Genomic DNA, 26365 nt, shown 5'->3' with positions numbered 1-26365 from the left:
TCTGACCCAGTCATTTCGGGCCGCACAATTTGTGGCCCGACTTCACGACAAGGCAAGAGAACGGGAATTAAGCGTGAAGGCACTCGCCGCAGCTATAGTTGTTGTCGTCATACTGGCTTTTATCAGCTTGTTTATCGGCGTCAGCGATGTATCGCTCAGCACGCTGTTTAGCGCGGGTAGCACCGATCGTGCGGCAGAAGTTCTGTTGATCAGCCGCATACCGCGTACGCTTGCGATCATTCTTGCAGGTATGTCGATGGCGGTGGCGGGAATGATCATGCAGATGCTGACCCGAAATCGTTTTGTTGAGCCATCAACAGCCGGTACGGTTGAATCTGCAAGTCTCGGCATTCTGCTGGTCATTCTGTTTGCGCCCGACACATCGGTTTTCGGTAAGATGTTGGTGGCATCCGTTACAGCCCTTGCTGGTACAGCCCTTTTTCTGCGCATCCTGCGCAGCATTCCATTGCGTTCGGTACTCGTGGTGCCACTTGTCGGCATCATGCTGGGCGGCGTAATCAGCGCCGTAACGACCTTCATCGCCTATCGTTATGATCTGCTACAAGCACTCAATTCCTGGACAACGGGCGATTTCTCGGGCGTCCTGCGTGGACGCTATGAACTGCTCTATCTTTCATTCGCCCTCACCGTCATTGCCTATATTGCGGCTGATCGGTTCACGGTTGCAGGCATGGGCGAAGATTTCACAACCAATCTGGGCCTAAACTATCGCCGTGTCGTAACGCTCGGGCTAGTGATCGTGTCTATGGTCAGCGCCAGCGTCGTTGTGACGGTTGGCATGATACCGTTTCTGGGCCTTATTGTGCCCAATGTAGTCAGCATGTTCATTGGCGATAATATGCGCCGTGCTGTGCCATGGGTGGCCGTGCTGGGTTCTGGACTTGTGCTTGCCTGCGATATTGTCGGACGCCTCATCCGCTTTCCCTATGAAATTCCCATCGGCACAATGATGGGCGTGGTCGGCAGCGCGATCTTCCTCTATCTGCTTTTGCGTCGGGGATCACGCCTTGCTTAAACGTCCCCGCGTCACCATCACGCTTCTTGCAATCCTCGTCATTATTTCCTGCGCAGCCTTCATGACGCTGGGAGCAAAAGGCAGCTGGTCTTTCATTCTTACCTTCCGAGGGATCAAGCTTGCGGCTATGGTGCTGGTCGCCTATTCGATTGCTGTCTCAACAGTGCTGTTTCAGACCGTCACCAATAACCGCATTCTCACGCCCTCCATCATGGGGTTCGATGCGCTTTATATCCTGATCCAGACTTTTGCAGTTTTCGCCTTTGGCGCTATCCATGTAAACGGGATCGGTCCGAATGGCCGCTTCTTCGCCGAGACGGCAATCATGGTGATGTTTGCCAGCACACTTTATGCTTGGCTGTTTTCGGGTGCTGCGCGCAGTCTGCATCTGGTTATGCTCGTCGGCATTGTGTTTGGTGTCTTCTTCCGAAGCCTGTCGAACCTCATGCAGCGCATGATCGATCCGAACGAATTCGCCGTACTTCAGGACCGCTTTTTTGCAAGCTTCAACAGCGTCAACGCCGATATTTTATTGCTCGCAGCAATTATCGTGGCGGTGGTCACGCTTTACGGCCTGCGTTTTCTCAATGTCTTTGATGTTTTATCGCTTGGACGCGATCCTGCAATAAATTTGGGTGTCGATCATAGCCGTGTTGTGCATCGCATTCTGCTGATCGTCACGATCCTAGTTTCAGTCTCGACTGCCCTCGTTGGCCCGATCACCTTCTTCGGCCTGCTCGTCGCCAATCTGGCTTACATGATTGCGGGCACATCCAAGCATCGAATCGTGCTGCCCATTGCCATATTGCTGGCAATCCTCTGCATTGTCGGCGGACAAACCATTCTTGAGCGCGTCTTCTCGTTCAATACCGCGCTCAGTGTCATTATCGAGTTTCTGGGCGGGCTCGTCTTTATCATCCTTCTCGTCAGGGGAAACGCACGTTGATCGAAATAAACCAGGTCAGTAAATCCTATCGTGATGCGGTCGTCGTTGATGATGTAACGCTGGAATTGCCTGCACGCGGCATTACCTCGATTATCGGACCCAATGGTGCCGGAAAATCCACTCTGCTTTCGATGGTCAGCCGTTTGCTTCCCATGGATAAGGGTCGCGTCATCATTGATGGGCTGGATGTATCGACTACATCGGGTGATGTGCTAGCAAAAAGGCTTTCAATTTTAAGGCAGGACAATGCCATTAATTCGCGTCTCACCGTGCGGGATCTCGTGACTTTTGGGCGTTATCCGCATTCAAAAGGCCGCCCGACACGCGAAGACCTTACCCACGTTGATCAGTCAATCGGCTATCTCGGACTTGAAGAATTAGGCGACCGCTTTCTCGATGAGCTTTCCGGTGGGCAACGACAGCGCGCATTCGTTGCAATGGTTCTGTGCCAAAACACAGATTATGTACTGCTAGACGAGCCGCTCAACAATCTCGACATGAAGCACTCGGCTTCGATGATGAAACTGCTGCGGCGTGCGGCGAATGAACTGGGCAAGACCGTCGTACTGGTGCTGCACGACATCAATTTCGCATCCTGCTATTCTGACCATATCGTTGCCATGCGCAAGGGCAAGGTGGTGCATCAGGGATCGCCGGAAGAACTCATTCAGCCGCACATTCTGCGCGATATTTATGAGATGGAAATTGCCGTCGAAACCATTGGCGGCAATCGCATCTGCATTTACTATCTTTAAACCCGACTAGAACCAAAAATTACAATTCACCCCTATACGGATTCATATTCCTTCTAAATTTGAAAATTTAGAAGGAATTTTTCCTAATAGTGTTCATTCAGTCATTTTCGACGCATCATTAGAAAATAATTCCTGTATTTTAATCTCATCGAATATTTTTTACAGGTGACCTTACAAATGAAGTTCGCAAAAATCCTCGCAACAGTCGGCGTTCTCCAGGCAACACTCTTCTCTACCGCTATGGCAGGCGAGAATCTTGACGCCATCAAGTCAGCGGGCGTTCTAAAGATCGGCACAGAAGGCACCTATGCGCCATTCACCTTCCACGACAAAGACAACAAGCTCGTGGGCTTTGATGTGGAGATCGGCGAAGCTGTCGCTGCCAAGCTTGGCGTTAAGCCTGAGTTCGTAGAAGGCAAGTGGGACGGCCTGATTGCTGGGCTGGACGCCAACCGTTATGATGCTGTGATCAATCAGGTCGGCATCACTGAAGAACGTCAAAAGAAGTTCAACTTCTCAAATCCTTATATCGTTTCCAAGGTCGTACTTATCGTCAACGACAAGAACGATACCATAAAGGATTTTGCTGATCTGAAGGGCAAGAAAGCCGCACAGTCACTAACAAGCAACTACGGCAAGCTTGCAACTGAAGCCGGTGCTGAACTGGTAGCAACAGACGGCTTCGACCAGTCTATTCAGCTTGTTCTGACTGGCCGCGCGGATGCGACGCTTAATGACAGCCTTTCCTTCCTGGACTTCAAGAAGCAGCAGCCAGATGCTCCTGTGAAAGTCGTTGCCGAACAGGAAAATGCTACTGCTTCCGGTATTATCGTTCGCAAGGGCGATGACGATCTCGTTGGTGCCATCAACAAGGCTCTCGACGAAATCAAAGCTGAGGGTACTTACGACAAGATTTCGCAGAAATATTTTGGTCAAGACGTTTCAAAGTAAGCTCTGGATAGTGCGTTTAAAGAAAGCCGGAACCCGTTTCCGGCTTTCTTTCATGATGTATATGTTACTTCCTGATAATTCAGTGTTCAGGACCTATTCCAACTAAGGAATTCGAGACGTGCCCTACTGGCTTCAACTCATGGCGGATTCCCTGCCCACCCTGCTTTGGGCCGGGATCAAGTTCACCATCCCACTGACAATTTTGTCTTTCATTTTTGGGCTGTCACTCGGATTGCTTACAGCACTTGTACGGTTGTTTGCACCCATCTGGGCATCGCTTGTCGCGCGTTTTTATGTCTGGATTTTCCGCGGCACCCCGATGTTGGTGCAGCTCTTCGTCATTTTCTACGGACTACCGAGCGCCGGTATTTATCTTGATGCCTTCACTGCGGCCGTCATCGGCTTCTCCCTCAATGTTGGCGCTTACAGTTCTGAAGTCATTCGTGCGGTAATTTCTGCTGTTCCGAAAGGTCAGTGGGAAGCGGCTTATTCGATCGGCATGAGCTGGCGTCAGGCGCTAACACGCACAGTATTACCTCAGGCGACGCGCACCGCGGTTCCGCCATTGTCAAACACCTTCATCTCGCTGGTAAAAGATACATCCCTTGCTGCAGCAATTACGGTGCCTGAACTGTTCCAGTCAGCGCAGCGTATCGTTGCAACCACTTATGAGCCGCTTGTCCTTTATATTGAAGCCGCGCTCATTTATTTGGTGCTCAGCACGATCCTGTCCAACCTTCAGGGACGGCTTGAAAAGCGTTTTAGACGCTATGGCGGAACACTGGAGACAAATTCATGATCGAGTTGAAAAACATCTTCAAAAGCTTTGATAATGTTGTAATTCTCAATGATATCAATGTTAAGATTGCCGAAGGGACTGTCACAGCGCTGGTTGGCCCGTCAGGTGGTGGTAAAAGCACGCTGCTGCGCTGCATCAATCTACTCGAAATCCCCACCTCCGGCACACTGACGCTCGGCGGCCAGAGCATAACACTCGATCCCGACCGCAAGCCAAGCTGGCAAGCAATCCAGTCGATCCGCCGTCAAACCGGCATGGTATTTCAGAATTTCCAGCTTTTTCCGCATCAGACCGCTATCCAGAATGTTATGGAAGGATTGGTCACGGTTCTCAAATGGCCCAAGGCAAAAGCGCAAGAATGCGCGATGGAGTTACTGAAAAAAGTCGGCATGGCACATAAAGCCGATGCGTGGCCATCGACCCTTTCGGGTGGACAGCAGCAGCGCATTGCTATTGCACGCGCACTGGCACCTTCTCCGCGTGTGCTTCTGTGTGATGAACCGACATCGGCTCTTGATCCTGAGCTTGCTTCTGAAGTTGTTGACGTACTGAGCAAGCTCGCACAGGAAGGCACAACCATGGTTATTGCGACGCATGACCTGCGCCTTGCTTCAAAAATTGCACAAAATGTCGTGTTTCTGGAATCAGGCAATATTGTCGAAACAGGCAGCGCGCATGATATTTTCGTCAATCCCACGCGAGAAAGAACAAAGCAATTTGTAGCAACGATTAACGCTGCTCATAGCTACGACATCTGACCACTGGTGATCGGTTTTGATTCTTGTCACAGGGGCTTCTGCGAACAGCAGGAGCCCCTTTTCATAATCGCCTTTCAAGAATCATGCGTAGTTTGTCAATTTTCCCTTGGCTGCCTCTCGCCTGCCCCTTGGTAAATATCCAAAGCGCTGCTACATTAAGGGCAACGTAAAAATTGAAGCGCATTGCTTGCGTCCTTTACAGGTTCGCGCGGCGCCATAAGGATAAAAACCTTGAAAAACCCCGAGGAGCGCCCCGCAGGAATGGCGCAACAAGGGGCGTCTGGCGGATCATCGGGCAATCAGCAAGCCCGGAATCCGTCCGGGAACGGCAAGCGTAAGTCACGCAAGCAAGCCGTTCCAGAAGTCGGCAAGGCAAAGAATGCCTCCGATCCAGGACGCTCAGACACCGAAAACAAGGGCTCACAAAGCCAGCGGAAACGTGCGCGCCGTCGAAACCGGGGCAAAACATCCCGCAGCGCCGATGTGCATGGTCAAAAGCCGGCAGCGGTTGAAGCAACAGCCTCAGAGGTCAGGCCTGCGGATGGAAAGCCGTCAGGTAAAATATCGAATCGCCGCAGGCGTGCTCGCAAGAAAAAGCAGGCTCGCCAACAGACAGGTGCGCCTGTTCATGCCGATACCGCAATAAAGCAGCCAAACAGTGCTGCCCGGACGGAAACGACTGGCAACGCTTCCCCACTACCAAAACGCCATTTTGTCGACCATCAACACGGGCGTAATCATACTCAGGAAGTGCCGCTTTACGCTGCACTTGATCTTGGCACGAATAATTGTCGACTGCTTATTGCTTCACCAACCCGTCCAGGCCAGTTCCGTGTTGTTGATGCGTTTTCACGGATTGTACGGCTTGGCGAAGGCTTGAGTTCAACTGGACGATTGAGCGATCAAGCCATGCAACGCGCTATCGAGGCGTTGAAAATCTGCCACGACAAGCTGGCGGCCCGCAAGATCAGACGTTCACGTCTCATCGCAACCGAGGCCTGTCGTTCAGCTTCCAATGGCGAAGAGTTCCTGGAGCGCGTTCGCACAGAAACAGGTCTGGAACTGGAGATTGTTGACCGCCAAACGGAAGCCCGGCTTGCCGTTTCTGGTTGTGGAACTCTTGTTACGCGTGAAACAGATGCGGTGGTGTTGTTCGATATTGGTGGCGGCTCTTCCGAGATTGCACTGATCGACGTCTCACAACGCCGTTCCCCACGGCTTGCAGAGCATATTATGGCGTGGACCTCCCTGCCCGTCGGCGTTGTAACGCTCGCAGAACGTTTCGGTGGCCGCGATGTTACGCAGCAAAGTTTTGACGCCATGGTCGGTCATGTGACGGAACTGCTGTCTGGATTTGCAGAACGTAACAGCCTTGGAAATCTGGCTACAAGTTCACGGTTTCATCTGCTTGGCACGTCTGGCACTGTGACGACACTCGCGGGCATCCACCTCGGGCTTGAGCGCTATGACAGACGGCGTGTCGATGGTATGTGGATGGGAGCCAACGAAGTAACACAAATGACGCAACGTCTGCTGTCATGGGACTTTGAAGCACGCGTCGCCAATCCCTGCATTGGATCTGATCGTGCTGATCTGGTGCTTGCAGGCTGTGCCATTCTGGATGCTATACGTAACGTATGGCCAAGTGAAAAACTTCTCGTTGCTGATCGCGGTTTACGCGAGGGCATATTGACCGAACTCATGTCGCGTGACGGTGCTTGGCGCCAAAACCGCGCGCCAACCGCCAAAGCTGGTGGCAAAACCGACGTAAGAAACAGGCACTAAGATGAGTAAAGCAGGCGGAAACAAAGGCGGCACGAAAACAGGTGGACGCGGCGGTGCCGGAACCAGCAATCTTCGCGTTCGCGTTAAGAAAAAAGCCGGAACGATCAAGGAATCGTCACGTCGGTGGCTGCAACGCCACCTGAACGATCCCTATGTTCATCAGTCTAAAAAAGATGGCTATCGTTCACGCGCAGCTTACAAGCTTATCGAAATCAATGATCGCTATAACCTTCTCAAAAAAGGCCAGAAGATTATTGATCTGGGTGCCGCACCGGGCGGCTGGTCGCAGATTGCAGCCAAGATTGTCGGCTCGACCGACGAAAATCCGCAGGTTGTCGGAATCGATTATCTGCACGTTGATCCGTTGGCGGGTGTCATTCTGCTTGAGATGGATTTTCTCGACGACACAGCGCCCGAGAAACTCATGGAAGCATTGGGCGACAAACCTGATTTGGTGATTTCAGATATGGCAGCCCCGACTACGGGTCATCGCCGCACCGACCACTTGCGCACCGTGCATCTTTGTGAAGTTGCAGCGGACTTCGCCGTATCGGTTCTCAAGCCGGGCGGCCATTTCCTGACCAAAACATTCCAGGGCGGCACCGAGAATGAACTTCTGGCCATGCTCAAGCAGAAATTCAAATCTGTGCACCACATCAAACCGCCGGCATCACGTGCAGAATCCGTAGAACTTTATCTGCTCGCTCGTGATTTCAAAGGCTAGATCGCGTTTCGATCTGATCGGATCAGAATGGCGCTCTAATTATCTGTTTCAGTGTGCATCTTTATCTGATCGAAGCGCGCCAGCAATCGGACGAGTGTTATGATTTCCCTGCATGAGCGTTTCGCACTTGTCGGGGCGCGCGCTCATACAGGTTGTAAAGCTGGCTTTCATAGCCTTCTTTATTATTTATCGTTTGAAATACCGGCTTCTTCCAAGACTACAGTTTCATTACTTTTTTGCTTGAATTTTCCAGAGCTTGAAAGCTCATGTCCCGCATCCGGCGCCAGTCGCGCAAACCAGAAGCAAGCTGTCGCTGATACAAAGGCCACAATAAAGAAACTAATGTGAAAATCGGCGAGTTGAAGGGGTGCCGCTCGAAAAGCCGTGCTGAGCTCCAAAATTCCACCCGCTAGCGCAACGCCAACTGCGATTGAAACCTGCTGTGCGACCGCTGTAATTGGTGTCGCCTGACTAGTCTTGCTATCTGGAATTTCAGCAAAAGCCAGAGCGTTGACGCCGGTGAAGAAAAGCGAACGGAAAAAGCCACCGATCAATAAGAACCCTATGATCACACCGTAGGGCGTTTGCGGGAAAAACAGCCCATTGGCTGCGATGAAGCCCCCTGAGATCAACGATCCGTACATCAGCGTTTTTCGGAAGCCAAACAGATTAAATACCTGTTTTGCTCCAAACTTCATGCTGATGGCACCTATTGCAGAGACGAAAGTCATCATGCCCGATTGAAAAGGTGTCATTCCAAATCCAAGCTGAAACATCAGGGGAAGCAAAAACGGAATTGCACCAATGCCCAGCCTGAATACGCTGCCACCGAATACAGCCGACCGGAAAACCTGATTGTCGAAGAGTTTCAGATTGAGAAGCGGATCGGAAATGCGCCTTGCGTGAATAATATAAAGGGCAGCGCAAACAAGTCCCACGGCCACGATGATGGTACCCACAACCGGCGGCAACGCTGGCAGACTGACCACCGACAAACCAAACACCACGCCCGACATTGCAACACCCGACAATACAAAGCCCGGCCAGTCCAGCGGCTTTCTAATACGCTCGTCATTGTCTGGCAAAAATCGCGTGGCGAACCAAATGCCGACGACACCGATCGGTACATTGATGAGAAATATCCAGTGCCACGAGAAAAAAGTCGTTATGAAACCACCAACCGGCGGACCCACCAAGGGACCCACCATTGCTGGTATGGTCAGCCATGCCATCGCAGAAACGAGTTCACTGCGTGGTGTCGAGCGAATGAGTACCAACCGACCAACTGGCGTCATCATCGCACCGCCCATGCCCTGCAAGAACCGCGCAACAACGAAAGCTGTCAGTGAATTTGCAGCTGCACAGGCAATTGAACCAACCACAAACACTGCGATCGCGGCCCGGAAGACGTTCTTGGCACCGAATCGGTCAGCCATCCACCCACTTATCGGGATGAAAACCGCCAGTGCGACAAGATAGGCTGTAAGCGCAAGTTTTAACGCAATGGGACTTGTACCGATATCAGCAGCAATCGCCGGCAGTGAGGTCGAAATAACATTCGAATCCATTTGCTCCATGAAAAGAGCAATAGCCAGCACAAGGGGAACAATGCGATTCACGGGAAATCCGAATAAAAGCAGGGAATTACACACGTCTTTGCTGGCAGATTATATCTCGCTTTTTATGGAATGCAGGAAAATAATTGATCAGCTCATCCTGCGTCACAATGCGTTTCATACTCAATTGTGGGAAAGCCATTCATTTCACGCCACATTACATTCATTCACATTTCTGTAAAATGGGTTGCGCAATGCGTAACGGGCTGTTACATTTCGTTATAGTTCTCGAGCTTTAGAATCCGATGTAGCAGCGTCGTGGTTCAAGGAGGTAGAAAATGAATGACATTACTAGAACCGCACTCGTTTATGGAATGATGATCGTTTCATTGAATACGGCGCTGGCGATTGGTCTTCTTGGGCTAGACTTCCTACGCTGAGCGCGAAACAATTGCAGTTTAATTTTGCCCTCCAGGCAAATATGAAAAAAGGCGTTCCTATTCGTTTGGGAACGCCTTTTTCATTGAGTTATACCAGCATTCTCTTCGCAAATAGTGTCGCATATCCCCTCCCTTTCTTCACAATTCATTCTTCAAAGCATGCAAGCTTGGGTTTTGGGATCGAAGCTATCGCCATGTGGAGATGGAAGGCAAGGCCTGCAGCATTGGACAAGACATCACAATTTTCTTTCCTCTGAACCGCACCATCGGGTTCGGTCAGCACTTCCGAGCCGATGGCGAACGTCATTTCACCAGCCCAATAACCCTTCCATTGAAACCGAAGCTGAAAATTTCATCTAATTAATCAAGCAAAAATAGTGACTTAATTCGATGGAAATATTTCTGACGGCAAGCGTTTGTCATATATTGGAAATTGGCCAAAAACTGCCAGCATGCAGTACTCGCAGCAGTATAAATTTCCTGTGAGTGCACTGGACATCGCGCTCTGAAATGCATAATTTCCAGCTGCTCGTACAATGGTGTGCGGGTTTGTTCTCGGGGCGGGGTGAAACTCCCCACCGGCGGTATGAAGAGCGATCTTCGAGCCCGCGAGCGCCTGTAACAAGCGTCATTTGGCGTGTGTTTTCAGGGTCAGCAGATCCGGTGAGATGCCGGAGCCGACGGTTACAGTCCGGATGGAAGAGAGCGAAAGAGCGTTTAATCTCGCTTTTGTGCGGGATTGCGTTCCTTTGTGCGCCCTGATTCTAGTTTCGCGAGGAACCTATGAACCAGAGCTATCCGAACAAGACATCCTTCAAAATCGCTTTCATTCAGGCGCGCTGGCACGCCGACATCGTCGATGAAGCACGCAAGAGCTTTATCGCTGAACTGGAAGCCAAAACCGGTAGCAGTGTCGAAGTTGAAGTCTTCGATGTTCCCGGCGCTTATGAAATTCCGCTTCATGCCAAGACACTCGCCAAGACCGGTCGCTATGCGGCAATCGTTGGTGCCGCATTCGTAATCGATGGCGGTATTTATCGTCATGATTTCGTAGCGACTGCCGTTATCAATGGAATGATGCAGGTGCAGCTGGAGACCGAAGTTCCAGTTCTCAGCGTTTCACTAACGCCGCATCATTATCATGACAGCAAAGAGCACCACGAGTTTTTCTTCAACCATTTCAAGAAGAAGGGCGTGGAAGCTGCACATGCGGCGTTGCAAATCGTCAGCGAACGCGCACGCATCGCGGCACTCAGCAAAGTAGACGCATAATCAAGATAACCGACCTTGCCCTTGCGAGGTCGGTTACTCGCTTAAAATACGTTCGGGATGCGTGTAGACATCGAAGTCGTTGCCCCGAACAAGCGCTACGAGCGTCAGATTGGCCTCGTCTGCTGTGCGGATTGCCAATGCGGTCGGCGCCGAAATTGCGGCCAACAAAGGCACGCCAAGAATGACGGCTTTTTGCACCATTTCGACAGATACGCGGCTGGTTATCGCCACCAGGCCCTGCATCGCAGGTCGGCCAGCACGCGCCATTGAACCAATGAGCTTATCCAAAGCATTGTGTCGCCCTACATCCTCGCGAACGGCAAAAAGCCCCTCACCCGGAATATAGAAGCCCGCACCATGCACGGCCCGTGTTTCTGCATTCAGCTTTTGCGCGCCGGCCAAAGCGTTCATAGCATCAGTGATTGATCCGGATTTAAACTGTAAGCTGTCAGGAGAAAGCGCTGAAAGTGGCCGTAGAGCCTGACCTATTGAATCAATCCCGCACAAGCCGCAGCCCACAGGTCCGGCCATAAACCGGCGTCGCGCGGCCAGCGCATCCCCCGGCTCCGCAGACAGTCGCATTTGCACATCAATGCCTGCTTCAAAAACCTCAATGCTCAGCTCTTCGATTTCGGAGATGTTGGAAATGATACCTTCCGTAAGGCTGAATCCGACAGCAAAATCCTCCAGATCAGCAGGCGTCGCCATCATCACAGCGTGGGTTGTGCCATTGTAGCTCATGGCGACAGGCACTTCTTCAGCAACTACCCGAGAATTTTCATGAAAGCTTGCCTGACGATGAGCCAGATAAGACTTATTCCAACTCACTTTCAAACCACGCATTCTTACCTGCTTACCGTGTTTGCAAAACTCTCCCCAAAGCAGCGAAAGCCTACAACAGAATAAAAAGCACAATGTAGATAATCAATAATCCAAATAGACGGTCTTTGCGATATCTACATAAAGGAAGGCTAGATAAGCGTGAAGTATGAAATTCACCCATTCATAGTCAAACAAAAGGCTTTTTGATAATAAGTTCCACATTTAAATCTTCTGGAGCACCCAAACGAAATGCACGATCAAGTGCCGGGTCATTCATGGCCAGCTCTAGGCTTAATGCCGCTAGCGATTGTGATGTCTGTAAACCGTTCCGTTTGATCGAATCTGGCGAAGAGTGATCAATAACAACTGCTACGATCGACAATGTGCCATCGCAATTATCCAGTATTTCAATCGACCTGGATTGCTGCGGGTAATCGATATGTGCGGCAGTGTTAATCTCCCACAAGCCATGACCGTTATTCAACGGGTCATAATGGCTCCATATACGATTACAGTGCGTGTGCCCGTTCACCCAAAGAACAACATTTGGATAACGCGTTATCAGACTTAAAAAGGCCGCTGACCCTAGCCGTTCCGAATCCGGCATTCCTGCGGGCGCACGCTTCAAGTTATCGAAAGTAATAGAATTATGATGAGAGAAAATTGTAATAAGAGAATCTCGATTACCGGTTTTGACAATTGAACCATCATCTAAATAGTAAGATGATGAATAATTCTGAAGCTGATTTTCAAGCCATTTAGCTTGATCTATATCCAGAGATCCATCCGGGCCACCGTTTGGGTTAGTCGTATCAAGCATGATGCCTACGACACCATCCGCCATATCGAACTTATAATAGGCGTTTTGTTGATCAAAGTTTTCTTGTGTAAAGCCATGGCCGTCTGGACCAAAGGGGCCCTTTGAGGCCAGATGCTGCTGAATAAATTCCGATTTTGTAAACGGACGGCGCAACTCTGAAGGGGTAGTTTGAATACTGGGCACTTCTGCCATTAACTGAGTTAATTGCGTTGGTGCAGTTTTGCTCAACTCACCTAGGAAAACCTCTGGCTGCATTCCTCCAGGCAACCCCATCAGAACTCGATTAGAAGTGCTAATTTTTGATATAAAATCAGAAATGCCCCCACCGCCAAAGACACCGTAATCAAGTACATCGTGATTTCCAAAACCTGAGTACCACGGCATTTTCAAGCCTTCGGCTTTTATTGGCTGACTAATAGAAGACAGAAATCCTTCAACTTCCGGGAAGCCAAAAGCTCGCTTCCAAATGTCCGCCTTTACATTTCCAGTGATCGGCTCAGGATGCCAATAAGCATCGTAAGTTTGGTCAGAAAAAACATTATTGTCTTGAACACCTATATAAGCAGCACCACTGGCAGACATTGTCGCAGAGCCACCATTTAAAACGGTGAGTACAGACATCAGTTCATGCATTGCGCGCGTATCAGCGCTATCGCCAGTCGATATTGCAAAATCAAATTTACGCTTTGATACTGGGCCAGCACCTATTTGATTAATGCGCCGGATCATAGCATCCAAGACCTGAATGGTCAGCGTTTCTTGCGGGCGCCAGGCATTGGCCAATGGAGCGCCATCAAGATTTCCGTTTGGCCCACCATACTGCCTCATAAACGCGGCATGAGCAGGCGAAGCTGCGTCGATAATGTGCAAGTCTGTAATCTGTGCAAAGGCGACAAGAGCTTTTCTACTAGAATCGCGCTTATCAAGTGCAGATGCTAAGTCTTCCCGCACAATTAGTGGTAAACCGTTATCATATGCTAGCTGCCTGTAGCGCTTGCCCTTAGTCAGGTATTCACCAGGCACAATAGACTTATCCAGGGTCGTCAATACATCAGACTGCGTTTCTTCCGCGGAAAAAACTTGATGCGGGACACAGCCACACGCGAATAAAGCACCTCCGACAGGCACGGTACAACTCGCCTTCAAGAAGGAACGGCGAGATAATATACCATAAACCCCTAAAGATTCTTTCTTGATATTCACGACAGCATCCTTCTGAAATAAATTCAAAATATCAATTTGAATAATAAATCAGAATTATGATTCCAAAATCAACAATATATTTTAACAAATATTATTAATGTTAATATACTACATATATCTTTTATTAGAAATATTAGAACTACTTTCGACAACTATCATTTTATCAATCTCACCTCTTTTGAAAGCCCTCAAGAAGCGAGCATAATCCTTAAATACGACACAACCGTTGGAATCGCCGGGACGGCGCAACATATAGGTGTGCGCAAGCAGACCATCTCTATTGTGGGGATTGCGTCCATTGGCAGGGAGCAGACGAACAGCTTCCACTCCATGAAAAAGGCTTTCCCGCATACGAAGGTTATAAGTGCTCGGCGGTGTTGCGCCGCGCATCTTCTGATCAACGAATTTAGGATTATCGCGCATATAGCCGATACCAGAGTGGGCCTCTAACTTTTCACCATTGGGCATATAAACGGTAGCAGCAGAAATATCATAAATCGCAGTTTTGTTGCGGGCAGTATGACCGAATAAGCGCTGGACGAGGCCGCGCTGAACATCTTCAGTCTGACCGTTTGCAGGTGCATAAGCGAGTTGTGGTTGCTTCGGATTCTCGGAAGTCTTTATCCTTGGCCTGTTGCCAGGGAAAGGCACAACATCAGGTAAAGCTACTGCTGTTTCGGCTACAACACTCGCATCGGCAATTTTGGCAGCAGGATTAATCGAAGGCACGGGCGTAACGCGTGCTGTAGGCAGTGCAATCTTATCTAATGCAAGGAAATCACGAGATGCATATTGAGCCGCATTTGCAGCAGTATCGATCACATCCGGCGACACCACAAATTGAACTTGCGCAAACGGTGTGACGCGCTCTTCACGCGGCTCAACCACATGTGATGGCACTTCAACCGAAGCTTCAATTACCGCCTCTGGTCCTATATCCGCAATGATATCAGCATCTTTCAAATTATTTCGGCGCCAATCCAAATTCGAATATGGTGCATCCGCCGTATAAGCCTGAATAAAGCCCTGCCGAATAGCAGGCCCCATTCCGATTTTTTGGTCAACTACAGTCAATTGTTGCGGTGTTTTCGCCGGCAAACGGCGCATGACAGGAGCCAGGGGCATAAAAGCGGGAAGCACAGCCTCAACCATTCCCAACGTGACCACCATGCAACCAGCAACCATTATAGCGCCAGTTGCCATAGCCGCAAAGCGTACAATACCTTTAAGATGAAAAGGCAGCGCTACCCTGAACGATGGGCTGGATTGCAAACCATAAAAATCTGAGACGAACGCCATACTAATCGTCCTGAGTAAAATAAGGGCTCACGCCACCGCATTGCACGAGAGTTCGGCGAAAACACGAACTAATCATGACCAGAGACGCGAATTAGAGAGTGCTTTGAATATGAAGAATTATGGTAACCAAAGTCTTTACACCGGGCATTGAGACAAAAATATTCTCGCCCACTTCCTCTTAATGGCGGGCGAAAATTGTTTGGAGATCAGCTTATTTAAGCAGCTTTGAAAGCTGCATTAATTGTTACTAAAATTATTCAGGGGTTGGACCTCGTGCCTCAAAGTGCCATTTTAGGGCTACGCACAGCCCCAATGCGGAGAAAACATATGCGCCATCAGTTCGACCTATTTGCTCCCCCCGTCTCCACCGGGGAGAAAAAGGCAGAACTACGCCCAGCGCGCCCAAAATCCAGAAAGACGAACGGTCCTGACGAAGCGGAGATGGTGCAACATCTGAAAGACAGCGGACGCTATCGTATCTTGCAGCGACTTGACCCACCGCCGACAGTACCGGATGCAGACACGATTGCATTTCCTCGGCTTGGGGTAGTCGTTGACACCGAAACGACGGGCTTGAGTGCTGCGCAGGAAGAAATTATCGAGATTGGCGCCGTTGCGTTCCGCTATGCTGACGATGGCTCGATTGGCGATGTTTGTGCAACTTTTGGCGCCTTGCAGGAACCTTCAAAGCCAATTCCAGCCGATATTACGCGTATCACAGGCATTACCGATGAAATGGTCGCCGGACAGATCATTCCGCGGGCGAAGCTTGAAGCACTGATCGGCAATGCAGATCTCATCATCGCACATAATGCAGGTTTTGATCGGCCCTTTCTGGAACGTTTTTCACCAGTCTTTGAAAACAAGCCTTGGGCTTGTTCGGTCAAGGAGATTGACTGGACGGCCCGCGGCTTTGAAGGCACCAAGCTTGGTTATCTGATCGGCCAGAGCGGCTATTTCCATAATGGCCACCGCGCAGAGGACGACTGTCAGGCATTGCTCGCGGTGCTGAAGGAACAATCCGGCAAGACGACACCTTTTGCAGAATTGCTGAAGGCAAGCCAGAAATCGCGTCTGCGCATTTATGCAGAAAACAGCCCTTTTGAAATGAAGGACAAGCTGAAGGAGCGCCGCTACCGCTGGTCTGATGGCAGCGACGGGCGTCCGAAATCATGGTGGACAGAAATTGACGAAGATGAACTCGAAGCCGAACTCAAATATCTGCGCACAGAGATTTATCCTTGGCGCGATGCAGAGCCACTGATTCAGAAACTCACTGCCGTCGATCGCTATAAAGAACGCGCGCCACTCAGATCAAAATAAAGAAAAGGCCGCATCGAGCGGCCTTTTTATATCAAGAAACCGTCGGCCATGGCCTTTGCTCTGGCCGCATATCCTCATAGGCCTTTGCAAGTCGCAGCACGCCCAGATCGTCAAAGCGCTGGCCGAAAATCTGCAAACCAATCGGCAAGCCCTTTGACGTATAGCCGCAATTAATCGAAATCGCTGGCTGTTCCGACATGTTCATCGCGACAGTGAACGCAATGTGCTCGAAGGGCCGCTGCGGATCATTAATCGGAGAGGCCCATTCCGCCGGATAGGTCGGCATTGGAGCGGTCGGGGAAATGATGAAATCGAAATCCTTCGACGCCGTAAGGGCTGCATGGCGCATCGCATCTATTTGGGAAAAGCCGGAATAGACTTCCTCGCCAGTCAAACCCTCAGCGGTTTCAGTCCATTGATAGATGTATGGCAAGATTTTCGCACGGTTTTCCGGCGTCATCTTAGAGACGTCGGCCCAGGAACGTGCGCGCCAGAAGCGATCAAGCCCATCGATCATGGTTCGATTGAGGAATGGAGCAACCGGCTCAATTATCGCGCCAGCATCCGCGAGCAGCTTCGCTGCAACTTCCACAGCCGCGCGTGTTTCATCGCCCGTCGGCTCACCAAAACCGGCATCGAGCCAAAGGCCGATTTTGAGACCTTTTACATCGATATCAAGGTTCATCCAGTCGATATCCTGATATGGCAGGCTCATTGGGTCTCTGCGATCAGGACACGAAAGCACCGACATATAAAGTGCACTGTCGGCAACCGTACGCGTCATCGGGCCGGCAACGCGACCGAGAAACGTAGGATCGATCGGAATACGCCCGAAGGACGGCTTCAGGCCAACCAGACCGCACCACCCGGCAGGCAGGCGGATGGAGCCGCCAATGTCCGTGCCTATATGCAGTGGCCCGTAACCAGCAGCACCAGCGCTACCTGCACCAGCACTTGAACCGCCCGGATTGGTGTTCAAGTCCCACGGGTTGCGTGCAAGCTTATGAAAGCTCGAAAGCCCAGAGGACAACATACCGAGATCAGGCATGGTTGTTTTAGCCAGAAGCACGCCGCCAGCCTCGCGGGTGCGGGCTGCGGGCGGCGCATCAACGGCTGCAGGATTGAGAGGAAGTGCCGCACAGCCAAGCGGAACAGCAGTACCTTGCGTGGCAATATTTTCCTTGATCGTCAGCGGCACACCGTCAATGGGGCCAGCAGGCTCACCTTTTGCCCAACGTTCTTCCGATGCCTTCGCAGATGCCCTCGCGTTTTCCGGATCAAAAGACCAAAGCGCATTCAGTTTCGCCTCATAGGCCTCAATGCGCTCAATTACAGCTTCCGTAACTTCAACCGGCGAAAGCGATTTCGCCTTATAGGCAGAAACAAGATCGACAGCTGACAAATCGGCAAGTGAAGACATGGTGTTCCCTTATTTCATTCTGGCAGTTTGATTGTAGAATTGAGCTTGCGGGCACGTTTGCGCCGCCCTGAAAACGGCTTCGGCACAGCATCAACCAATGCGCGCGTATATTCATGTTGCGGATTATCGAAGACTGCGTTGGTCTCTCCCTGCTCGACGATATTGCCGTGATAAATCACCGCTACACGATCGGTAATTGCGCGCACGACGCCGAGATCGTGACTGATGAAAAGATAGGAAAGGCCGAACTTTTCCTGCAGATCCATCATCAAATTGAGAACCTGCGCCTGAATGGAGACATCAAGAGCTGAAACGGGTTCGTCAGCAACGATGAGCGCCGGTTTGGTGATCAGGGCTCGGGCAATAGCGATACGCTGGCGTTGCCCGCCGGAAAACTCATGCGGATATTTTTCGGCAGATGCTTTTGGGAGGCCGACAGCTTCCAGCACCTCTGCCACCCGCTCATCCCGTTCCTTGCTGCTTGTCCCACGCTCCAGTGAAACAATCGGCTCCGAAATGATCCGCTTTACCGTGTGGCGCGGATCAAGCGAGCCATAAGGATCCTGAAAGATCGCCTGGAAACCTTTACGCGCTTCACGCAGGCCTGAACGGTCGAGCGCGTAGATGTCCTGACCATTGATAAGGATTTGGCCAGATTGCGGTCGTTCCAGCCCCATCACAGCACGCGCAAGTGTTGATTTGCCCGAACCGCTTTCGCCGACGATACCAAGGCTTTGCCCTGCTTCAATCTCGACATTCACACCGTGGAGAACGCGCAACGACCCCGGCTTTGAAAGGAAAGATGGGCGCGGGAGCTGATATTCACGCACGACATCACGAACCTGCAAAATCATCTTGCTCATGCCAGCACCCCGCCATCGCGTGGATGCAGACAGGCAGCGCGATGGGCGATACCTTCGCTTTCACCGATTAGATCGAGCGGCGGAATGAGCTTTCGACAATCGCCTTCAACGAATGCGCAGCGATCCGCAAAGCTGCAGTATGGCGGGCGGGCCAGCGGATCCGGCACAACACCGGGAATAGCCGCGAGGCGCTGGCGCGGCTTCGCATGGTCGCGAACCAGATTAGCGCCATGTGGAGAAGCCTGAAACAGCCCGCGCGCATAAGGATGCGCCATACGATTGAACACGGCTTCGGTTTGCCCCGTTTCGACGATCCGCCCGGCATACATCACTGCGATACGATCAGTCATTTCCGACACAACACCAAGATCATGGGTAATGAGCATCAGCGCTGTTCCAGTTTCGTCGATCAACTCATCCATGAGATCAAGAATCTGTGCCTGCACGGTGACATCAAGCGCCGTGGTCGGTTCATCAGCAATCAGCAGATCAGGCTCGCAGGCAATCGCCATGGCGATCATCACGCGCTGGCGTTGCCCGCCGGAAAGCTGGTGCGGATACAGATCGAGGTTAAAACGCGGCGCAGGCAGCCCCACGCGATCCAGCAACTCACGCGCCTTACGTTCGGCATCAGTGCGGCTTTCGCCAAGATGCAAACGGCGGCCCTCGGCAATTTGCGCACCAATGGTCTTAACAGGATTGAGCGCTGTCATTGGCTCCTGAAAGATCATCGCCATACGACGGCCGCGCATTTTGCAGAGTTCGGACTCCGGCTTGTTTGCCAGATCCTGCCCATCAAAACGCAAGGTTCCACGCACACGCATCCGGTCAGGCAGCAAGCCCATGGCAGCAAGTGCGGTAATCGACTTGCCACTGCCAGATTCACCCACAACGCCCAGGCGTTCACCACGGTTGAGGGTTAATGTAATGCCAGAGACGATATCTGCAGTGCGCGTGCCAAATGGCAGCTCGACAGACATATTGTCCATTTCAAGAAGAGGTGTTTTTGGCAAAGCTTTTATCATCTCTGCCTCCTTACGCGGGGATCAAGTATGTCGCGCAGACCGTCACCCAGCATGTTGAGGCCAAGGACTGCGAGTGTAATTGCAAGACCGGGGAAGATCGCCAGCCATGGCGCATCATAAATAAAGGTCTGTGCATCGTTGAGCATCTTGCCCCAGCTCGGCATTGGCGGCTGTGTGCCAAGCCCCACATAGGAGAGGCCTGCTTCCGCCACGATGGCGAGTGCGAACTGGATCGTCGCCTGAACGATCAGCACATGATTGATGTTGGGCAGAACATGTAGCAGCGTGATCGAGATATCGCCGCGCCCTGCGCAACGCGCTGCCTGCACATATTCGCGCTTCCAAAGCCCGAGAGATGCACCGCGTGTGACACGGGCGAAGACCGGAATATTGAAAATACCGATTGCAATCATGGCATTGACCGCACCGGGACCGAAAATGGCCGTGATTATGACTGCGGTCAGTAGCGCCGGAAAGGCAAAGGCCAGATCGGTCATACGCATGACAAAGCCATCGACCAATCCACCGCGCGCTGCAGCAAAGGCACCGAGAGGAATACCTATACCCGCACCAACAAGCACAGCAATAATCGACACGGCAATTGAATTGCGCGCACCGACCATGATCATGGAAAACACATCACGACCGAAATTATCCGTTCCGAACAGATGGCTGAAGCTCGGGCCTTGCAGCTTGTCCCGGAAATTCATGGCGGTGGGCGAATAAGGCGTCCAGAAATAGGAGACGAGAGCCAAAGCTACCAGAATAGCGGTAACAAGCGAACCGATCACAAGGCTGCGGCTTAAAAACAGCGTCCGAAAGCGGCTTGGCTTTGCAATTGTCTGAACGTCACTCATCGGCCGCCTCCCGTCGAAAGACGCGGATCAATGAAGCCATAGACAAGATCGACAATGAAATTGACCGTAATCACGGAAGCCGCAAGCAGTGTCACCAGCGACTGCACCGTTATCAGGTCGCGCTGGGCGATTGCCTGAAACACCAGCCTTCCAAGGCCGGGAAGATTGAAGACATTTTCGATGATGATGGTTCCAGCCAACAGAAATGAGAATTGCAGGCCAATAATCGTGACAACCGGGATCAGCGCATTTGGCACCGCATGACGCCAAAGTGCCGCGTTACGGGTAAGACCTTTTGCGCGCGCTGTCCGCACGAAATCCTCACCCAGCGTTTCGATGACGGCGGAACGCGTCACGCGGGCAAGAATAGCGGCAAGCGGCAGGGCAAGAGCCAGCGCGGGCAGAAACAGCGAGCGGATACCGTTCCAGAATCCACCTTCCCAGCCAGCAAAGCCAGAAGCTGGAAACCAGCCGAGCTGCAAAGCAAACAACAGGATCAAAAGCAGGCCGAGCCAGAAATTCGGGATAGCCACACCCACCTGCGCCACGCCCATGGAAAGCACATCGCCGGTTTTGCCGCGTTTGGAGGCCGCATAAACGCCCACGGGAATAGCTACCGCGACCGACAGAACCATGGACAAAAGCGCCAGCGGCAGCGTGACCATAATGCGTGGTCCGAGCAATTCACTGATCGGCACGGAATAGGTGTAGCTGGTCCCGAAGTCCCCCTTCAGAAAGCCACCAATCCACGAAATATACCGCCACCAAAGCGGCTGATCGAGGCCGAGCTGTTTGTGAAGTGCTGCCAGAGTTTCAGGCTGCGCATTGATGCCGAGGATGACTGCGGCAGGGTCGCCCGGCAGCACCTGCATCAACAGGAAGACGATGACGGAGGCCGCAAGCGTCGTAAGCAAGAGCGAAACTATTCGCCCGGAAATATAAGCCAGCAAGGCGACCTCCTAAGCACAATCCCGAAAACTTGTCCGGCTTTCAGACAAGATTGTGCATCATAAAAATGCAGGAATGAGCGCTTCACGCCATTCACTCCACATTCCATTTCTGGCCGTGCCGCAGCCCCTTGATTGTTATCGCTGCACGGCTATTTGCGTAAAACCGCCCCGCCCAAAAAAAGCCGGAGCGGAAATGTTCTTATTCGGCCCAGTAAGCCTGTGTCAGATCATCAGCCGGGATCGGCATGTTCTTCCACAGACCTTGGACGTTCTTATTCCAAACGCCGATTTTTGGCAGCGCATAGAGGAAGATATTCGGCTCGTCTGCAGCAAGCTTTTCCTGAAGCTTCTTCACCAGTTCGAGCTGTTCTTCGTCACTACCGGCCTCGGCATAGGCTTTATAGAGCGCCTTATATTCCGGGTTGTTGTAGTTGAAATAGTATTTGTCGCGGGCATAGATATCGAGATCACGCGCTTCGGTATGTGCAATGATCGTGGCATCGAAATCCGAGCGCTTGAATACCTGATCCAGCCATTGTGCAAACTCGATTGGAACGAGATTGGCCTGAATGCCCACTTCCGCCAGCATGGCTGCGATGATTTCACCACCACGACGCGCATAGGCCGGAGGTGGAAGCGTGATGGTGATTGACGTGCCAGCCGGAACACCCGCCTCTTCCAGCAGCTGCTTCGCCTTTGCCGGATCATACGGATAGGTTTCCGAAAGATCGACATAACCCGGATCGACCGGCGCATAATGCGAGCCGATTGATGTGCCAAAACCGGAATAGACACCTTCGATCAGCGCCTTGCTGTCGATGGCATGGGCCAGTGCCTGACGCACCTTCACATTGTCGAAGGGAGCCTTGGCATTGTTAAGCGAAAGCAGAACTTTGCCTGCAGTATCACCGACTTCGACCTGCAACTTATCATCGCTCTTGAAGCGACTGATCAGTTCCGGCGCCTGGAACATCGGGAAGACATCAATGTCGCCAGCAAGGATTGCAGCGGCTGCTGCCGAAGGATCGCTCACAAAGCGGAAGGTCACCGCAGAAAGCTTTGCGGGCTCGCCCCAATAGTCCGGGTTTCGGTCGAGCTCGACACGATCGCCCTGCACCCAACGCTTGAACTTGAATGGACCCGTACCGACAGGCTTGGTCTTGTTATCGGCTGCCGAATTCGGAGCGATCATAACCGCGTCGCCCCACCCCATATTGAACAGAAAGTTCGAGGTTGGCCGCTTCAACGTAACAACGGCAGTAGCTGGATCAGGACATTCGGTGCTGGCGATTGGTTCAAATAGACCCTTTTGCGCATTGGTGGAATCGGGAGCCACCGCACGCTCATAGGAGAATTTTACAACCGAACAATCAAACGTCGTCCCATCGTGGAACTTCACACCCTGATGCAACTTGAAGGTGTAAGTCTTCTTATCGTCAGAAACTGTCCAGCTTTCTGCCAGCTGTGGCTTTACTGTGCCGTCTTCGACGATACGAACCAGACCTTCATAGAGATTGGCATAAGTAACCTGCCGGATACCGGCAGCAGCATTTGCCGTCGGATCAAGGCCCGGCGGTTCAAGCACCTCACCGACCACCAGCGTATCCTTTGCGAAGGCACCGTTGATCGATGCAAGCATCGTGGCTGTAATCAGCCCGGCTTTCAGCAGTTTACTCATCGCTTCCCCTTGGCTCCCCTGATCATATGCTTCCCTCGAAATTGCCCTAAAGTATTTTTGACTTGTTACTTGTAGGCATAATCCTGTTTAACATCTCTCATAATTTTTGGGAGCTACTCACTAGATTGAACGCCCACCATCAACATCAAGAGCGATCCCTGTGATCATTGAAGCCTGAGGTGAGCAAAGGAATGCCGCAGCTTCAGCCAAATCATCAGGTTTCAACAGGCGGCCCATCGGAATGGAATCGCGGAACTTCTTGCGTATTTCTTCGGTATCCTCACCCATGAAGGTGGTGAGTAGCGGTGTCTCGCCCGCAACGGGGTTCAGCGCAACGACACGAATTTTTGCCGGTGCAAGCTCGATAGCGAGCGCCTTGGTCACAGAAACCACCCAGCCCTTGGTCGCATTGTACCAGGCGAGATTCGGACGAGGTCGGCCTGCGCCAGTCGAAGCGACATTGAGAATGACGCATTCCTCTCCCTTGGCACCATTGCTTTTAAAGTGCGGGATGAGCTTGCGCGTCATCAGATAAACGCCTCGCACATTGACGCCAAGAATGCGATCAAACTCCTCCGGCTCAACCAGCTCAGCATTTTGCGGCTTGTGGCCGATCCCAGCATTGTTGATAAGAATATCGACCTTACCGAACTTCGACAGTGCGGCCTCTACCGCTGCATCAACATCGGCTTCCCTGGAAATATCGGCAGCGACAGCCAGCGCCGCATCACCGATTTCGCCTGCGACGCGCTCAGCGCCTGCCTTGTCGCGGTCCACAACGACCACCTTGGCACCGCCTTTAGCAAAGCGCTTTGCCATGCCTTCGCCAAACCCCGAACCTGCTCCAGTGATGAGCGCGACCTTACCTTCAAGCGACACTGCAATTCTCCCAAATGCTAAATTTATCCGTGCCAGACCGAAATGGTCTTCAGCGAGGCAAAACCGTAAAGCGCCTCAAAACCCTTTTCGCGACCATGACCGGATTTCTTCACCCCACCGAACGGCAATTCGATACCTCCACCGGCGCCGTAATTATTGATGAAAACCTGACCTGAATGGATGGCGTGGGCCAAACGGAACTGGCGCCCGCCATCATTGGTCCAGATGCCGCAAACAAGGCCATATGAAGTCCCATTTGCAATGGCTATGGCTTCTTCTTCGGTGTCGAAGGGCAAAATGACCTGAACTGGACCGAAAATCTCCTCCTGAGCCAGACGATGATCGGCAGGCACATCACGAATGAGCGTGGGCAGCACGTAAGCACCATCTTCCGGCGCATCGTCCACCAGCACGCCCTGCGCTGCAATCGCCAGACCACTTTCCTTTGCAAGATCAAGATAGCCGTCAATAATCGCCTTCTGGCGCTGCGATACAACGGGACCGACAGAAAGATCATCACCCGCCGGGCCAACCTTCAATGCGCGATAGCGTTCGCTCATGCGCGCCACAACATCTTCATACACGCTGCGTTCGACCAGAATACGCGAGGATGCGGAGCAGGTCTGACCGGCGTTCTGAATGCCTGCATTGACGAGGAACGGAATGGCACGGTCGAGATCAGCATCAGCAAAAACAATCTGCGGAGACTTGCCACCAAGTTCCAGCGTCACCGGAACGGTGTTCTTTGCAGCTGCCGCCTGCACTGCTTCGCCTGTACGCACCGAGCCGGTAAAAGAAATGTGGTTCACGTCTGGGTGTTCCGAAAGTGCTGCACCCGCTTCTGCGCCAAGTCCGGTTACGACATTGAGTGCGCCTTTCGGCAGACCGGCTTTCTCAGCAATCTTCGCAAATTCCAGAATGGTCAGGCAGGCTTCTTCTGCGGGTTTGACCACGGCGGCATTACCCATGGCCAGTGCTGCGCCGAGGCTGCGACCCAAAATCTGCATTGGATAGTTCCACGGAATGATATGGCCCGTGACGCCATGCGGCTCATAGATCGACAGAACCGTGAAACCGTTCTGATAAGGCAGCGTGTCACCATGAACCTTGTCAGCGGACGCGCCATAGAATTCAAGATACCGCGCCAGCGCCACAACATCGGCGCGCGCCTGAGTTACAGGCTTGCCAACATCCTTCGATTCAAGATCAGTCAACAGGTCAATGTTTTTCAGCACCTCTTCTGAAAGGCGATGCAACACCCGACCGCGCTCGGTCGCCGTCAGCTTGCCCCATTCACCGGAAAGTGCGGTGCGCGCTGCAGCTACAGCCAGATCGATATCCGCTTTCGTGCCGCGCGCGATGAGAGCCAGATCGCTACCATCGGAAGGATTACGGAGCGTAATATGCTCACCGCCCAGGGCGTCTTGCCATTGGCCAGCAATAAAATTGCCATAACGAAGAAGGCCAGAACCGCCCGATTTGTTTTCATGCTTCATTTTCATTCTCCCGCAGAGGCATTTCCGCCTCCAGTCTTGCCGTGGTTGCGCGGATATGTGCCCGCGCCAGCCGCTCGGCTTCTTCCCCATCACGCGAAGCGATGGCTTCAACAATTTCAGCATGTTCACGGATTGCATCGCGCGCTCTATCAACGGACAGGGAAAAGGACGGCGCGAAAACCTGTGACGTCATGCGCAACAGCGGAACGAATGCAATCAGCGAGGCATTGGCCGCTGTGTTCATCACGGCCATATGAAAATCGACATTCGTCTGGGTATAGGCCTTCGGATCCCAAGGATCGACGACTGCACCCTGCCCGGCAACATGGGTCCGCAGTTTTGCGATATCCTCGTCTGTTGCACGCTCAGCAGCGAAGCGTGCGGCAACGCCGTCGAGAACTTCCCGCACTGCATATGCATCAATCAGGCGTGTGAGATCAGCGGAGGCCACGCGAACGCCCCGGCCCGGCAAGTGAATCACCAGCCCATCACGTTCCAGAACACGCAAAGCTTCGCGCAAAGGCGTGCGGCTAATACCGAATTCGGCAGCGATATGTTCCTGTCGGAGAATGGCACCCGGCGCATAGACGCCCGCATAGATTCTCTCGCGAAGCGCTTCCGCAACTTCGTCCAGCAAACGGGTCTGACTACGCCATTCAAAAGCTGCCAAAAGAAAAGCCTCCCAACTTTTCGGGTACAATATCCTGG

At 52.1% G+C, this 26365-nt stretch carries 24 protein-coding genes and 1 riboswitch; of the genes, 10 read left to right on the top strand and 14 right to left on the bottom strand.

The annotated features are described in order from the left end of the window. Window positions 1–73 precede the first annotated feature (73 nt). From H5024_RS16695 to H5024_RS16660, 8 genes are all read left to right on the top strand, one after another. Window positions 74–1036 carry an ABC transporter permease gene (locus H5024_RS16695; RefSeq protein ID WP_187548239.1) on the top strand — a complete coding sequence of 321 codons (963 nt, stop codon included), beginning with the start codon at window positions 74–76 and terminating at the stop codon, window positions 1034–1036. After that, on the top strand, window positions 1029–1982 hold the full coding sequence (locus tag H5024_RS16690; protein ID WP_187548238.1) for an iron chelate uptake ABC transporter family permease subunit: 954 nt from the start codon (window positions 1029–1031) through the stop codon (window positions 1980–1982). Before H5024_RS16695 ends, H5024_RS16690 begins: the two co-directional genes overlap by 8 nt. After that, the gene (locus tag H5024_RS16685) at window positions 1979–2737 is read left to right on the top strand and encodes an ABC transporter ATP-binding protein (RefSeq protein WP_187548237.1); all 759 of its coding nucleotides are present in this window, start codon (window positions 1979–1981) and stop codon (window positions 2735–2737) included. The genes H5024_RS16690 and H5024_RS16685 overlap by 4 nt, the downstream gene beginning before the upstream one ends. A gap of 177 nt (window positions 2738–2914) precedes the next feature. Continuing rightward, window positions 2915–3688 (top strand): amino acid ABC transporter substrate-binding protein, encoded by a 774-nt coding sequence (locus H5024_RS16680; RefSeq protein WP_187548236.1) that lies wholly within the window; start codon window positions 2915–2917, stop codon window positions 3686–3688. Between the two features lie 118 nt (window positions 3689–3806). Then, window positions 3807–4487, top strand: a complete 681-nt coding sequence (locus H5024_RS16675; RefSeq protein ID WP_187548235.1) for an amino acid ABC transporter permease — start codon at window positions 3807–3809, stop codon at window positions 4485–4487. Continuing rightward, window positions 4484–5245: an amino acid ABC transporter ATP-binding protein gene (locus tag H5024_RS16670; RefSeq protein WP_187548234.1), complete on the top strand. Its 762-nt coding sequence runs from the start codon at window positions 4484–4486 to the stop codon at window positions 5243–5245. The genes H5024_RS16675 and H5024_RS16670 overlap by 4 nt, the downstream gene beginning before the upstream one ends. Before the next feature lie 231 nt (window positions 5246–5476). Continuing rightward, complete coding sequence (locus H5024_RS16665) at window positions 5477–7030, top strand: Ppx/GppA phosphatase family protein (protein ID WP_187548233.1); 1554 nt, start codon at window positions 5477–5479, stop codon at window positions 7028–7030. A 1-nt stretch (window position 7031) separates the two neighbouring features. After that, window positions 7032–7754 (top strand): RlmE family RNA methyltransferase, encoded by a 723-nt coding sequence (locus tag H5024_RS16660; protein ID WP_187548232.1) that lies wholly within the window; start codon window positions 7032–7034, stop codon window positions 7752–7754. Window positions 7755–7936: 182 nt separating this feature from the next. On the opposite strand, the gene H5024_RS16655 is transcribed toward H5024_RS16660, so the two are convergent. Next, window positions 7937–9373 (bottom strand): DHA2 family efflux MFS transporter permease subunit, encoded by a 1437-nt coding sequence (locus H5024_RS16655; RefSeq protein ID WP_187548231.1) that lies wholly within the window; start codon window positions 9371–9373, stop codon window positions 7937–7939. 522 nt (window positions 9374–9895) lie between these two features. Beyond that, window positions 9896–10057 carry a hypothetical protein gene (locus H5024_RS16650; RefSeq protein ID WP_187548230.1) on the bottom strand — a complete coding sequence of 54 codons (162 nt, stop codon included), beginning with the start codon at window positions 10055–10057 and terminating at the stop codon, window positions 9896–9898. Between the two features lie 240 nt (window positions 10058–10297). Further along, a riboswitch (FMN riboswitch) is annotated at window positions 10298–10461 on the top strand. Window positions 10462–10533: 72 nt separating this feature from the next. On the opposite strand from H5024_RS16650, the gene H5024_RS16645 reads away from it, so the two are divergent. Beyond that, window positions 10534–11022, top strand: a complete 489-nt coding sequence (locus H5024_RS16645; RefSeq protein ID WP_187548229.1) for a 6,7-dimethyl-8-ribityllumazine synthase — start codon at window positions 10534–10536, stop codon at window positions 11020–11022. A 33-nt stretch (window positions 11023–11055) separates the two neighbouring features. Here the strand turns inward: H5024_RS16645 and fdhD are convergent, their stop codons facing one another. The 3 genes from fdhD to H5024_RS16630 all read right to left on the bottom strand — a co-directional run bounded on the left by fdhD (window position 11056) and on the right by H5024_RS16630 (window position 15166). Further along, the gene (fdhD, locus tag H5024_RS16640) at window positions 11056–11865 is read right to left on the bottom strand and encodes a formate dehydrogenase accessory sulfurtransferase FdhD (RefSeq protein WP_187548228.1); all 810 of its coding nucleotides are present in this window, start codon (window positions 11863–11865) and stop codon (window positions 11056–11058) included. 166 nt (window positions 11866–12031) lie between these two features. Beyond that, window positions 12032–13867 carry a TIGR03767 family metallophosphoesterase gene (locus tag H5024_RS16635; protein WP_187548227.1) on the bottom strand — a complete coding sequence of 612 codons (1836 nt, stop codon included), beginning with the start codon at window positions 13865–13867 and terminating at the stop codon, window positions 12032–12034. A gap of 108 nt (window positions 13868–13975) precedes the next feature. Continuing rightward, entirely contained in the window at window positions 13976–15166 is a 1191-nt protein-coding gene (locus H5024_RS16630) for a DUF2778 domain-containing protein (protein WP_187548226.1), read from the bottom strand. A gap of 327 nt (window positions 15167–15493) precedes the next feature. On the opposite strand from H5024_RS16630, the gene H5024_RS16625 reads away from it, so the two are divergent. Continuing rightward, window positions 15494–16489: a 3'-5' exonuclease gene (locus H5024_RS16625; RefSeq protein WP_187548225.1), complete on the top strand. Its 996-nt coding sequence runs from the start codon at window positions 15494–15496 to the stop codon at window positions 16487–16489. A 31-nt stretch (window positions 16490–16520) separates the two neighbouring features. On the opposite strand, the gene H5024_RS16620 is transcribed toward H5024_RS16625, so the two are convergent. The 9 genes from H5024_RS16620 to H5024_RS16580 form a co-directional block, all read right to left on the bottom strand. Continuing rightward, window positions 16521–17909, bottom strand: coding sequence for an amidase (locus H5024_RS16620; protein ID WP_187548224.1), 1389 nt, complete (start codon window positions 17907–17909; stop codon window positions 16521–16523). A gap of 14 nt (window positions 17910–17923) precedes the next feature. Continuing rightward, complete coding sequence (locus tag H5024_RS16615) at window positions 17924–18772, bottom strand: ATP-binding cassette domain-containing protein (protein ID WP_007878963.1); 849 nt, start codon at window positions 18770–18772, stop codon at window positions 17924–17926. Further along, window positions 18769–19797: an ABC transporter ATP-binding protein gene (locus H5024_RS16610; protein ID WP_187548223.1), complete on the bottom strand. Its 1029-nt coding sequence runs from the start codon at window positions 19795–19797 to the stop codon at window positions 18769–18771. Before H5024_RS16610 ends, H5024_RS16615 begins: the two co-directional genes overlap by 4 nt. Further along, window positions 19794–20654, bottom strand: coding sequence for an ABC transporter permease (locus H5024_RS16605; RefSeq protein WP_187548222.1), 861 nt, complete (start codon window positions 20652–20654; stop codon window positions 19794–19796). The genes H5024_RS16610 and H5024_RS16605 overlap by 4 nt, the downstream gene beginning before the upstream one ends. Continuing rightward, window positions 20651–21604: an ABC transporter permease gene (locus H5024_RS16600; RefSeq protein WP_187548221.1), complete on the bottom strand. Its 954-nt coding sequence runs from the start codon at window positions 21602–21604 to the stop codon at window positions 20651–20653. Before H5024_RS16600 ends, H5024_RS16605 begins: the two co-directional genes overlap by 4 nt. Window positions 21605–21803: 199 nt before the next feature. Further along, on the bottom strand, window positions 21804–23282 hold the full coding sequence (locus H5024_RS16595; RefSeq protein ID WP_187548220.1) for an ABC transporter substrate-binding protein: 1479 nt from the start codon (window positions 23280–23282) through the stop codon (window positions 21804–21806). A gap of 120 nt (window positions 23283–23402) precedes the next feature. Beyond that, window positions 23403–24161 (bottom strand): glucose 1-dehydrogenase, encoded by a 759-nt coding sequence (locus H5024_RS16590; protein ID WP_187548219.1) that lies wholly within the window; start codon window positions 24159–24161, stop codon window positions 23403–23405. Window positions 24162–24184: 23 nt separating this feature from the next. Then, the gene (locus H5024_RS16585) at window positions 24185–25657 is read right to left on the bottom strand and encodes an aldehyde dehydrogenase family protein (RefSeq protein WP_187548218.1); all 1473 of its coding nucleotides are present in this window, start codon (window positions 25655–25657) and stop codon (window positions 24185–24187) included. Continuing rightward, window positions 25647–26327: a GntR family transcriptional regulator gene (locus tag H5024_RS16580; RefSeq protein WP_187548217.1), complete on the bottom strand. Its 681-nt coding sequence runs from the start codon at window positions 26325–26327 to the stop codon at window positions 25647–25649. Before H5024_RS16580 ends, H5024_RS16585 begins: the two co-directional genes overlap by 11 nt. Between the last annotated feature and the right edge of the window lie 38 nt (window positions 26328–26365).

This window comes from Ochrobactrum sp. Marseille-Q0166, assembly GCF_014397025.1.
Classification (GTDB): Bacteria; Pseudomonadota; Alphaproteobacteria; order Rhizobiales; family Rhizobiaceae; genus Brucella.
Note: the sequence above shows the minus strand (reverse complement) of the source record. Positions and strands in the feature narration are given on the sequence as shown.